The following is a 12445-nucleotide window of genomic DNA, read 5'->3' as shown; positions in this document are numbered from 1 at the left end:
CTTATTGGATTCACCGAACTTCCATTACAATTATTTTCATTTTTTGGAAAATTTAATGAATTAACCGCTTTTAAAACAAAAGTATATTTAAATGCGGCATCACAAGAATTAAGTAAGAGTCAGCTATCATTGGCAGGCTTGATTAAAAGAATACTTTTTTTGATTCTTTTCCTTTACACACGAGCCAAAATATTGCCGAATTATAAGCATTATAATTTTTTTCTGAATGGCTATATTCTGTCAATTGCATTATACTTTTTATTTTCACGAAGTTTGTTGGTAATGATTAGTAGGGGTAGTTTCTATTTTAATATTATGGAAACAATTCTACTTTCCTATCAATTAACCGTATTTAAAAAACCGAGTAATAAATTAATTATTTCTGTTCTTCTGTGCATTCTTGCAGTCATATTATTTTTTCAATCTATAGCAGCATATCCCGATCTTTTTATTCCATATAAAGGAATATGGATTAACACAAGTTTTCATAGGGAAGTGTTCTAATTTTATCCCCAAATAGAAAATGAACAATAAACTTCTTCAAATAAACTCCTTAGCTAACTCTCGCTCCACAGGTCGCATTGCTGAGGAGATAGGACAAATAGCCATTGCGGCTGGTTGGGAGAGTTATATTGCCTACGGCAGACACGCCCGTACAAGTCAATCGAAATTGATAAAGATTGGAAGTGATTGGGATATCAAATGGCACGGGTTGCAAACTCGGTTATTCGATCGTCATGGATTGGCATCGACAAATGCGACAAAAAAACTGGTAGAGAAAATAAAAGAAATTAAACCCGATATTATTCATCTGCATAACTTGCACGGATATTATCTGAATATCGAGATATTGTTTCATTATTTGGCAACTGCTAATATCCCTGTTGTATGGACTTTTCATGACTGCTGGCCGATGACGGGACATTGTGCTCATTTTACATTTGTGGGATGTGAAAAATGGAAAACGCAGTGTTTCAGTTGTCCGCAAAAAAAAAATTACCCCGGTAGCTATTTCTTAGACAGATCAAAACAAAACCATAAGCAGAAGAGGAATTTGTTCACATCAGTAAATGATATGACAATAGTTACTGTTTCCAATTGGTTAGCCGAAATTGTAAAACAATCATACTTAAAAGATTATCCTATTCGAGTTATAAATAACGGCATCGATGTGAATGTCTTTTCACCTCAAAGTAGAGATAGTATTAGGTTAAAGTATGGATTGGCTGACAAATTTATTCTGCTTGGAGTGGCAACAGAATGGGGGAGAAGAAAAGGATTACATGATTTCATCGAACTAAGTAAAATACTGAAGGATGATGAAATAATAGTACTTGTCGGCCTAAAAGATGATCAAATTAAGACACTTCCTGAGAATATCATTGGGATTACTCGCACCGAGAGTACACAAGAATTGGCAGAGTTTTATTCGTCTGCGGATGTTGTGATGAATATCTCTTATGAGGAAACTTTTGGTTTGACGACAGTTGAGGGTTTTGCCTGTGGTACACCCGGGATAGTTTATAATACTACTGCAAGTCCGGAATTAGTTGATGACTCGACCGGTTTAATAGTTGATCCCGGTGATATAAAGGGTCTTGTAAAAGCTATAACACAAATCAAAGAAAAAGGGAAACAATCTTACTCAGAAGCTTGTGTGAAACGTGCACATCGTTTTTACAGGAAAGAGGATCGCTACCGGGAGTATATTGAGTTGTATGAGGAACTACTGAACAAATAGGGTTCTGAGAGTTTTTCATTGTCTTTTGAATATCAAAATAAAGAGATAATTAAAATTATATGTCACTATTTACAAACAAAATCTTGCTTATCACCGGTGGCACGGGTTCATTCGGCAATGCCGTATTACGGCGTTTTCTCGATACGGATATTAAAGAAATCCGCATATTCAGTCGCGACGAAAAGAAGCAGGACGATATGCGGCATCAATACCAGAATCCGAAAATCAAATTCTATATCGGCGATGTACGGGATAAGCGTTCAGTGGATACTGCGATGCGGGGTGTGGATTATGTTTTTCACGCTGCTGCATTGAAACAGGTGCCCTCGTGTGAGTTTTTCCCGATGCAGGCGGTGCGTACAAATGTGATTGGTACAGAGAATGTACTGGATTCGGCTGTAGACTTCGGTGTGAAGAATGTGGTGGTGCTGAGTACCGACAAGGCGGCATACCCAATCAATGCCATGGGCATTAGCAAGGCGATGATGGAGAAGGTGGCGATTGCTAAAGCTCGTTCTTTAGGGAATGACGCCACAACAACAATTTGCAGTACCCGCTACGGAAACGTGATGGCCAGCCGCGGTTCGGTGATTCCGCTTTGGATAGATCAGATTAAATCGGGAAAACCTATCACTATAACCGATCCCAATATGACGCGCTTTATGATGACCCTCGACGATGCCGTTGACCTGGTACTGTTTGCCTTTGAGCATGGCCAGCCCGGCGATATCTTTGTGCAAAAGGCACCCGCGGCTACAATCGAGACCCTGGCAAAGGCTCTGCTGGAGCTTTACCATGCCAAGAACCCCATTAGGGTAATAGGAACCCGCCACGGCGAAAAGCTTTACGAAACCCTGCTCACCCGCGAGGAGATGGTAAAGGCTTACGACATGGGCAACTACTTCCGCATCCCCGCCGATAACCGCGACCTGAACTATGGACTGTACTTCAGCGAGGGACAAACCGATATCACACAGATTGAGGAGTACAACTCGCACAACACCCGAAGGCTGGATGTGGAGGGAATGAAGGAACTGCTGCTAAAACTACCCCTTATCCGAAAGGATATACTGAACGAGGACAATGGGCATATCTACGAACCTTAAATATAATTAGTAGCACAGGGTTTCACTGAGTGTAACACGGTGTAGCACAGTGTAAAAATGGAAATCAACCAGATTACACACGAAATAATCGATTCAGCCTACAAGGTGCATTCTACTTTAGGTCCTGGCCTTCTTGAATCTGCCTATCAGGCTTGCCTCGCTTATGAACTACAGAAAAAAGGATTTCAGGTTGAGATAGAAAAACCTGTTCCCTTAATTTACGAGGAGATTAAGCTTGAGTGTGGGTATCGACTCGACTTGCTGGTCGAGAACCAGGTTGTTGTAGAACTAAAAAGCGTAGATGCATTTACTGATGCACATATTGCACAGGTTTTAACCTACCTTAAACTTGCTAATAAACACATTGGACTTCTGATTAATTTTAACACAAAAAGTCTAAAAGATGGAATTAAGCGATTAGTTTTGTAATAAACACCGTGTAACTCTGTGCTAACACTGTGGAACACTGTGGAACTTAACTATTAAAAAACATCATGATCAAAGTAGGCATTACCGGACAGTCAGGTTTTATTGGCACACACCTGTACAACACCCTTGGACTATACCCCGACAGGTTCCAGCGCATCGCCTTTGAGGATAGCTACTTCGACGATCCCATTAAGCTCAACGGCTTTGTTCAGTCGTGCGATGCCATTGTTCACCTGGCCGCCATGAACCGCCACAACGACCCCCAGGTCATCTACCAAACCAACATCAACCTTTGCCAAAAGCTCATTAACGCCTGCGAGGCAACCCGCTCAAAACCCCACATCATCTTCTCCTCATCAACCCAGGAGGAGCGCGATAACCTCTACGGTAAATCGAAGCGCGAAGGGCGATTGCTTTTTGATCAGTGGGCCAGGCGAAACCATACTGCCTTCAGCGGCTTTATCATACCCAACGTGTTTGGACCCTTTGGCAAACCCTACTACAACTCCGTGGTGGCAACATTCTGCCACCAGCTTACGCATAACGAGGAGCCCAAAATTGATGTGGATGGCGAGTTAAGGTTGATTTACGTTTCGGAGCTGGTAGATCATTTTATTACCAAAATCGATAGCGTAGCCCAAAGCAGAAATGTAGTGTCCCACGTTGAAACGGTTCAAATCCCACATACAGCAACCATCAAGGTTTCAGCCCTTTTGGCAAGGCTAAACGATTTCAAATCCAACTACTTCGATAAGGGTATTTTCCCCAACCTAACCGATCCCTTTGAACGCAACCTATTCAACACCTTTGTTTGCTACATCGACCACGAAAAGTTCTTCCCCCGTATGCTTGAGCTGAAAACCGACGACAGGGGTTCGTTTGTTGAGACCGTAAAGCTGAACAGCGGCGGGCAGGTTTCGTTCTCCACCACCAAGCCCGGTATTACCCGCGGCAACCACTTCCATACCCGCAAGGCAGAAAGGTTTGCCGTGATAAAGGGCAAAGCAGTAATTGAGTTACGGCGCATTGGAACCGATAAAAAGCTTACCTTTGAGCTCGATGGCGATAGAAACCCATCGGTGGTGGATATGCCCATTTGGTTTACCCATAACATCAAAAACGTGGGGAACGATGATGTTTACACCATTTTCTGGATCAGTGAGCACTTCAACCCTAACGATACGGATACGTTTTTTGAAACTGTTTAATGAATAGCCGTTTCACAGAGTATCACATAGTAATGCACTGTGTAACACTGTGAAAACATTGTGAAACACTGTGTAACCAGAACTATGAAGAAACTTAAAGTCCTTACCGTTGTTGGTACGCGTCCCGAGATTATCCGCCTGTCGCGTGTAATGGCCAAGCTCGACCAGAGCCCTGCCATTGAGCACATAACCGTCCATACCGGGCAGAACTACGACTACGAGCTGAACCAGATATTCTACGACGACATGGGCATTCGCCCACCCGACCACTACCTCGATGCCGCCGGCGATAGCGCCACGGCCACCATTGGCCAGATACTCATTAAGATTGACCCCCTGCTCGAGACCCTCAAGCCCGATGCGATGCTGGTGCTGGGCGATACCAACAGCTGCCTGTGCGCCATCCCTGCCAAAAAACGGCACATCCCCATATTCCACATGGAGGCTGGTAACCGTTGCTTCGACCAGCGGGTGCCCGAGGAGACCAACCGCAAGATTGTTGACCACATTGCCGATATCAACCTCACCTACAGCGACATTGCCCGCGAGTACCTGCTACGTGAAGGGCTCCCTGCCGATAGGGTGATTAAAACCGGTTCGCCCATGTTTGAGGTGCTGAACCACTACCTACCCCGTATTCAGCAATCGGATGTTCTTAGCCGCCTGAACCTGAAACGGGGCGAGTACTTTGTGGTATCGGCTCACCGCGAGGAGAATATTAACTCCGAGCGGAACTTCACAAACCTTATCCACTCCCTCAACCTGATAGCCGATACCTACGGTTACCCCATTATTGTTAGCACGCATCCGCGCACCCGCAAGATGATTGAGGCAAAAGGAGTGCAGGTAAACCCGCTGGTAAACTTCCTTAAACCGCTCGGATTTACCGACTATAACGCCCTTCAGCTGAATGCCTACGCCGTGCTATCGGATAGTGGCACCATCTCGGAGGAATCGAGCATACTCAACTTTAGGGCGCTGAATATCCGTGAGGCACATGAGCGGCCGGAGGCCATGGAGGAGGCCTCAGTAATGATGGTGGGCCTAAACCCTGAGCGCATTATGCAAGGACTGGCACAGCTACAGCAACAAAAAATCGGCACTGAGCGAAACTTCCGCCCGGTTGCCGATTACTCCATGCCCAACGTATCCGATAAGGTGGTTCGGATTATCCTAAGCTATACCGATTATGTGAAACGTGTGGTGTGGGGAGAGGAAAGAAGGAGTTAGTCGATCCTTATTACTATAATAACAGATTGATTGTTATTAACATAATGGATATTTTTTAATCAAATATTTGCAAGATTTTGCAAATTAGACGTTTAAACCTTGCAATTTTTTTAAGATGGCACCAAAGAGAAAAGATCAAAGCCAAGGGAGTTTATTATTCTCGTTAGGGATGCCCTAACCCCCAAGCACCCCTATTTGTACCGGCCCACCAAATCCAATGGGATGCTTTCGAGAAGGCCTTTAAAAGGCTGTACTGTGCAGATAATGGGCGACCAGCCAAACCCATTCGATAAATGGTAGGCCTGTTAATACTGAAGCATGTACGCAACCTGTCGGACGAGTCAGAGGTGGAGCAATGGAGCGAAAACATGTACTTTAAGTATTTTACAGGTGAAAGTTCTGTTGCGCTTGGTGTCCCTGCGAGGCATCGGAGTTAGTACATTTTAGAAAAAGGATAGGCGAAAGTGGCGTGGAATTGTTTTAAAAGAGAGCATTCGGGTCAACAGTAAGGATTCAATGGATTCAATTGTAAATGTAGACATTACCGTTCAGGAGAAAAACATCATATTCCTTACGGATGCGAAGCCGCACAAGAAGATCATACCGAAATGCAAGGCCATTGCCCATAAAGAGGGTATCGAGTTACGGCAGAGCTACAGCAGGACGTTAAAGAAGCTGGGACAGGCACAACGGTTCAGGAACCACCCGAGAAATTAACCGAAGGTGCAGAAAGCCGATTGGAAAGTGAAGACTATAGCTGGCCGTTTGGTTCGGGAACTGGAACGCAAACTTACGCCCAACAGCAAGTATCAAGCGGATTTACAGCTGTTTTCGCAGGTTTGATACAACGGAAAGACAGAAGAAAAAGGTTTACTCCATCCATGAACCCGAGGTGGTGTGCATTTCAAAGGGGAAGGAGCACAATATGTATGAGTTTGTTAACAAATCATCATTTGCAAAGACCGACAGCGGAGTCATAGTGGGGGCGCTAGGATTCAGGGACCAGTACGATGGGCATACGCTAAAGCCAACGCTTGAGCGGGTGGAACGGTTAACGGAAAGAATGCCATTAAGCGTAAAGGTAGACAGGGGGGTACAGAGGTAATAAACAGATAGGAAATACGGAGGTTTTAATCCCATCATCGCCATGCAAATCAACGAGTTACTACTAGCGCAGGAAACTACGCGAAAGGCATAAGAAACGTGCCGGGATTGAGCCCGTCATAGGACACCTAAAGGCCGATCATCGCCTCAACCGCAACTTTTAAAAGGGGATAGTAAGCAATAACATCAACAACATGCTGGCTGCAGCATTTTTAACTTCAAAAGGGTTAAGAACAGGTGGAAGATAAAAATTTCCCATTCCTACCAAACACTATTTTTCTTTTTACATGCACTTCTTTCCCCTTTCCATGTTTTTTATTCTCAAGAAAAGATTTAAAATTGACTTTTTAAGGGACGAATTAGTAATTTTAATATTTTTCAAATGAATATCATTTTTCTAACATTAAGTCCTTTTAATAATTTAAATGATAGAGGTATTTACCCTGATCTTCTAAGGAAAATTGTTCGTAAAGGGCATAATGTTTACATAGTAACCCCAAATGAACGAAAATTTAAAAAACCTACGCAACTTTTTATTGATAAAAATAGTCAGATTCTTTGTGTAAAAACATTAAATTTACAAAAAACTAATCTTTTTGAGAAAGGGATTGGAATTTTTCTAGTAGAACACCAATTTAAAGCTGCAATAAAAAAATACTGGAGTGGTATTAAATTTGATTTGATTATATATACAACTCCACCAATAACTATTACTCATGTAATTAAGTTTATTAAAAGAAGAGATAATGCAAAAACATATTTACTATTAAAAGATATTTTTCCCCAAAATGCGGTTGATTTAGGAATGATTCGTAAAGGAGGTTTGTTGTATCGTTTTTTTAAGAAGACGGAGGCTAAGTTATATGCTATTTCTGATCAAATTGGATGTATGTCGCCCGCAAATGTAGATTACATTTGTATGAATAATCCAAATATAGATCGTAAAAAGGTTCATGTTAATCCAAATAGTATTGAAGTAAAAATAAAAAATAAAATAAACAATTTTGAAAAAAAATGTATTCGCAATAAATATAATATTCCAGAGTCAGTTACAACCTTTATTTATGGTGGTAATCTAGGTAAACCTCAAGGAGTTAATTTTTTAATTGATGTGCTTAAATATTATTTTAATAATGAAAATGTTTTTTTTATTATAGTTGGATCTGGAACTGAATACAAAAAAATAAATAAATGGTATTGCTTAAATAAACCCCAAAATACTCTTCTATTACCATACCTACCGAAGGAAGAATTCGATATTTTACTTTCAATTTCAGATGTTGGTTTAATTTTTTTAGATTCAAGATTTACTATACCAAATTTCCCCTCTCGGTTGTTATCATATTTAGAGTTTTCACTACCAATATTGGCAGCAACAGATCGATATTCAGATATTGGTTTAATTGCCCAGCAGAATGGATTTGGATTTTGGTGTGAAAGTGGAGATCTAGATTCATTCTGTAATTATGTTAACATTTTTACCAAAAATATAGATTTACGTTTATCGATGGGGAAAAAAGGGAATTTGTATTTGGAAAAGAATTATACAGTTGATATTTCATACTCAATAATTTTTAATGAATATGATATATAGTAATTTTTTCAAACCTTTGTTTGATTTTATAATTGGAACAATAGCATTACTAATCCTCCTTCCTTTTTTTGTATTTATTTTAATACTTTTGCTCTTTATTAATAACGGAAAGCCTTTTTTTATCCAACTTCGATCTGGGAAAAATGGAAGAATATTTAAAATTATTAAGTTTAAAACGATGAATGACAATAGAGATAAATATGGAAATCTTTTGCCAGATTCTAAAAGAATAACTAACTTTGGATTATTTTTAAGAAAAACATCTTTAGATGAATTGCCTCAACTTATAAATGTAATTAAGGGTGATATGAGTATAGTAGGCCCTCGTCCGCTACTAGTTGATTATTTACCTCTTTATAATGAATTCCAAAATAAAAGACATAAAGTTAAACCAGGAATAACTGGATGGGCACAAATAAATGGCAGAAATGCAATTTCGTGGGATGAAAAGTTTAAATTGGATGTTTATTATGTTGAAAATATTTCTTTTTGGTTAGATTTAAACATTATACTTAAAACACTTTATAAAGTATTAGGACAAAAAAATGTTAATAATAAAGAGGGAGAAACAATGGAATTATTTAAAGGAAATTAATTATGAATATACTAATAACTTCAGCAGGCAGGAGAGTTTCATTAGTTAATGCTTTTAAATCTGAAATTGTTAAATACTTTCCAACTGGTAAAATTTTCACTGTTGATAACAAACCTGAACTGTCGCCAGCTTGTCATGTTTCAGATGGTTATTTTAGTGTCCCTAAAGTTACTGATTCATTATATTGTAAGAATTTGGTTGAAATATGTACTAAAAATAATATTAAAATAATTATTCCAACTATCGATACTGAGTTAATTATATTAGCAGAAAACATGGATTATTTTAGAGATTATGGTATTCTACCAATAGTATCTTCCCTAGATATGATTGAAGTATGTAGAGATAAGCGTAAAACACATTTATTTTTTGACTCTATAGGATTTCCTCGTGCTAATGATATTGATCTTTTAAATCCAGAATTTCCAATTTTTGCTAAACCTTTCAATGGAAGTCGTAGTATAGGTATACGATTAATAGAATCTATTGAAGCATTAAATGAGGCAAAACTAGATACTAATTTAATGTTTTTAAAATATTTATCACCTAATGAACACGTTGAATATACAGTAGACATGTATTTTGATAGAAATAGCAATTTAAAGTGTATAGTACCTCGTGAAAGAATTGAAATTAGAGCAGGCGAGGTGAGCAAAGGAGTAACCCGAAAAAACGAAATATATGATATAGTTTTGTCTTATTTTAAAATGTGCAAAGGATTTGTTGGCTGTGTAACTCTTCAACTTTTCTATAATATTAAAAATGGTGATTACTTTGGAATTGAAATAAATCCACGTTTTGGCGGTGGATATCCTTTATCCTATCATGCCGGTGCCAATTTTCCAAATATGATAATAAGAGAGTACTTATTGGATCAAGATATTGAATTTTACGAAAATTGGAAAAATAATCTATTAATGTTAAGATATGACGATGAAATTTTAGTCTATGATTTTAAAGGTTAATGAATATACTTGTGTAGTCCTTGATTTAGATGACACAATCTACTTTGAGTATGATTATTTAAAATCTGCTTATAAATATATTTCTAATGTTTTAGAAAATAAGAGTTCCAATAATCTTTACTTAAAGATGATAAATATTTATAAAAATAAAGGTGATGTTTTCAACTATATTATATCAACTTATAATAATGGGTTAACGTTAGATTATTTGTTATCTCTTTATAGAAATCACTATCCAATAATTACACCTAATCCTGGTGTAATAGATTTCTTAAATGCAGTCAAAAAAATGGGTGGAGTTTTGGGTTTACTTACAGATGGAAGAAGTGTTACTCAAAGGAATAAGTTAAAGGCATTAGGGATAATTGATTATTTTGATGAGATTGTTATTTCAGAAGAATTTGGTTCTGAAAAACCTTCACCAAGAAATTACAGATTTTTTATGAAAAAATATAGAGATTTTAGTTTTGTTTATATAGGCGATAACTTAATGAAGGATTTTATAATTCCTAAACGTTTTGGGTGGTTATGTGTAGCTTTGCAAAACTCTAAGTATATGATTCATCAGTATAGTATTTCTGATTTTACAGATAAATATTTACCTCATTTTTTTATTTCTTCATTTAAAGATATTAAAGTTATTTAACCTATGAATTCAAAAATTTGGCTTTCATCTCCACATATGAGTGGAGGTGAGATTAAATATGTAAACGATGCTTTTGAGTCTAATTGGGTTGCTCCGCTTGGTCCTAATGTCAATGCTTTTGAAGAAGAATTAGCACATTATCTTAATATAAAGCATTGTGCCGCATTGGTTTCCGGTACCGCTGCCATTCATTTAGCTTTAATAAATCTTGGCGTATCTCAAGGCGATGAGGTTATTTGCCAATCGTTTACCTTTTCGGCTACAGCAAATCCCATAGTTTATCAGGGGGCTACTCCAGTATTTGTAGATAGTGACCCTGAAACATGGAATATTGATCCTGAACTTCTAGAGTTAGCAATTAGAGACAGAATCGATAAAGGGAAAAGGCCAAAGGCTATAGTTGTTGTTCATCTGTATGGTATGCCTGCAAAGATGGATGAAATTTTATCAATTGCATCAAAATACGAAATTCCTGTAATTGAAGATGCTGCCGAAGCCCTAGGAAGTAAGTATAATGAAAAATGTTGTGGTACATTTGGAGTAATGGGAATCCTTTCTTTTAATGGGAATAAGATAATTACCACATCGGGTGGGGGAGCTTTGATTTCAAATAACCACGATTTAATCCATAAAGCTCGTTTCCTTGCCACTCAGGCACGCGATAATGCTCCCCATTACCAACACTCGCATATTGGCTATAACTACCGAATGAGCAATGTGGTTGCAGGCATAGGACGGGGGCAGTTAGAGGTTCTTGACTTAAGGGTAAAGCAACGAAGGGAAAATAATAAATTTTATAGAAATTTATTAGGTCAAGTAAATGGGATAAATTTTCATACCGAAAACTCAAAATCATTTTCAAACTACTGGCTAACCTCAATAATTATTGACTCCAAAATAACAGGAGTAACAAGGGAAGATTTACGAAAAGGTTTAGAGGCGGATAACATTGAATCGCGTCCGTTGTGGAAGCCAATGCACCTTCAGCCTATTTTTTCAGGAGCACCTGCTTATACCAATGGGTTTTCGGAGTATGCATTTGAAAATGGCCTTTGCCTGCCCTCTGGCTCAAACCTAACCGATGATGATAGAGCTAGAATTGCTAAACAATTAAAAACGATTTTGAAATTTTAATCGAATTTGAAACACATCCGTCCAAAATAAAATTTTGTGAAAAAAAGGGGGAGTTGGAGATATCCCCGTAAGGGGATAATTTTACATCAACGACCAAAACCAACTCCCATGGTAAAGTTAACGCTTTTTTCCCAAATCACCAGCCTTATTCCACGGCATATATTCTCAGATATTGTAAAGAAGTACAACGGGGACAAGTACAGTAAGGGGATTGACAGCAGGACACACCTCATCTGCATGGTGTTCTGCCACCTGGGGCAGTTTAGCTCAGTACGGGATATCTCGAACGGCTTAAGGAGCATAATGGGTAACATAATCCATCTGGGCTGCACGCAGGCCCCATCCAAGTCGAGCATATACTACATTAACGGGAGGCGACCCAGCAAGATATTCGAAGAGTTTTACTACGCCCTGGCGGCGCATTTTAGGGCGCAGGTCAGGTTTGCCAAGCCGGCCTTGCGCCAGATACGGCGAAAGGTTTACCTGTTGGACTCCAGCGTCATATCGCTTTCGCTCTCGCTGTACGACTGTGCGAAGTTCAGGACCCGCAAGGGCGCTGTCAAGCTGCGCCTGCTGCTGGATTACGAGGGATGCCTTTCGGCTTTTGCGGACTTGACCCAGGGCAGCGTGGCCGACATAACCGTCGCCAGGGGCAAGAGTTTACCCTCGGGTAGCATTCTGGTGTTCGACATG

At 39.2% G+C, this 12445-nt stretch carries 14 protein-coding genes; all 14 read left to right on the top strand.

Annotated features, from left to right (window positions below; translation table 11 throughout):
• Positions 1-504: EpsG family protein (locus WHS63_RS12720; protein ID WP_445205431.1), on the top strand; the 504-nt coding region annotated here is incomplete at its 5' end.
• Positions 505-523: 19 nt separating this feature from the next.
• A complete protein-coding gene (locus WHS63_RS12715; RefSeq protein ID WP_445205430.1) occupies positions 524-1741 on the top strand; it encodes a glycosyltransferase in 1218 nt (405 codons plus the stop codon).
• 59 nt (positions 1742-1800) lie between these two features.
• Complete coding sequence (locus WHS63_RS12710; RefSeq protein WP_445205429.1) at positions 1801-2847, top strand: polysaccharide biosynthesis protein; 1047 nt, start codon at positions 1801-1803, stop codon at positions 2845-2847.
• Positions 2848-2904: 57 nt separating this feature from the next.
• Positions 2905-3276 (top strand): GxxExxY protein, encoded by a 372-nt coding sequence (locus tag WHS63_RS12705; RefSeq protein ID WP_445205428.1) that lies wholly within the window; start codon positions 2905-2907, stop codon positions 3274-3276.
• Positions 3277-3341: 65 nt separating this feature from the next.
• Positions 3342-4484, top strand: a complete 1143-nt coding sequence (locus WHS63_RS12700) for a polysaccharide biosynthesis C-terminal domain-containing protein (protein WP_445205427.1) — start codon at positions 3342-3344, stop codon at positions 4482-4484.
• An 84-nt stretch (positions 4485-4568) separates the two neighbouring features.
• A complete protein-coding gene (wecB, locus tag WHS63_RS12695; protein ID WP_445205426.1) occupies positions 4569-5714 on the top strand; it encodes a non-hydrolyzing UDP-N-acetylglucosamine 2-epimerase in 1146 nt (381 codons plus the stop codon).
• A 293-nt stretch (positions 5715-6007) separates the two neighbouring features.
• Positions 6008-6151, top strand: coding sequence for a transposase (locus WHS63_RS12690; protein ID WP_445205425.1), 144 nt, complete (start codon positions 6008-6010; stop codon positions 6149-6151).
• 79 nt (positions 6152-6230) lie between these two features.
• Complete coding sequence (locus WHS63_RS12685; RefSeq protein WP_445205424.1) at positions 6231-6431, top strand: hypothetical protein; 201 nt, start codon at positions 6231-6233, stop codon at positions 6429-6431.
• A 769-nt stretch (positions 6432-7200) separates the two neighbouring features.
• On the top strand, positions 7201-8412 hold the full coding sequence (locus WHS63_RS12680) for a glycosyltransferase family 4 protein (protein ID WP_445205423.1): 1212 nt from the start codon (positions 7201-7203) through the stop codon (positions 8410-8412).
• Positions 8405-9007, top strand: a complete 603-nt coding sequence (locus WHS63_RS12675; protein WP_445205432.1) for a sugar transferase — start codon at positions 8405-8407, stop codon at positions 9005-9007. Before WHS63_RS12680 ends, WHS63_RS12675 begins: the two co-directional genes overlap by 8 nt.
• A gap of 2 nt (positions 9008-9009) precedes the next feature.
• Positions 9010-9972 carry an ATP-grasp domain-containing protein gene (locus WHS63_RS12670; RefSeq protein WP_445205422.1) on the top strand — a complete coding sequence of 321 codons (963 nt, stop codon included), beginning with the start codon at positions 9010-9012 and terminating at the stop codon, positions 9970-9972.
• Positions 9956-10618 carry an HAD family hydrolase gene (locus WHS63_RS12665; protein ID WP_445205421.1) on the top strand — a complete coding sequence of 221 codons (663 nt, stop codon included), beginning with the start codon at positions 9956-9958 and terminating at the stop codon, positions 10616-10618. Before WHS63_RS12670 ends, WHS63_RS12665 begins: the two co-directional genes overlap by 17 nt.
• A 3-nt stretch (positions 10619-10621) precedes the next feature.
• Entirely contained in the window at positions 10622-11752 is a 1131-nt protein-coding gene (locus tag WHS63_RS12660; RefSeq protein WP_445205420.1) for a DegT/DnrJ/EryC1/StrS family aminotransferase, read from the top strand.
• Positions 11753-11860: 108 nt separating this feature from the next.
• Positions 11861-12445 (top strand): DUF4372 domain-containing protein (locus WHS63_RS12655; protein ID WP_445205419.1); only part of this gene is annotated, 585 nt, incomplete at its 3' end.

The sequence above is a fragment of the Tenuifilum sp. genome, from assembly GCF_037481895.1.
Lineage (GTDB): Bacteria > Bacteroidota > Bacteroidia > Bacteroidales > Tenuifilaceae > Tenuifilum > Tenuifilum osseticum.
This window is presented reverse-complemented; position numbering and strand designations above follow the sequence as displayed.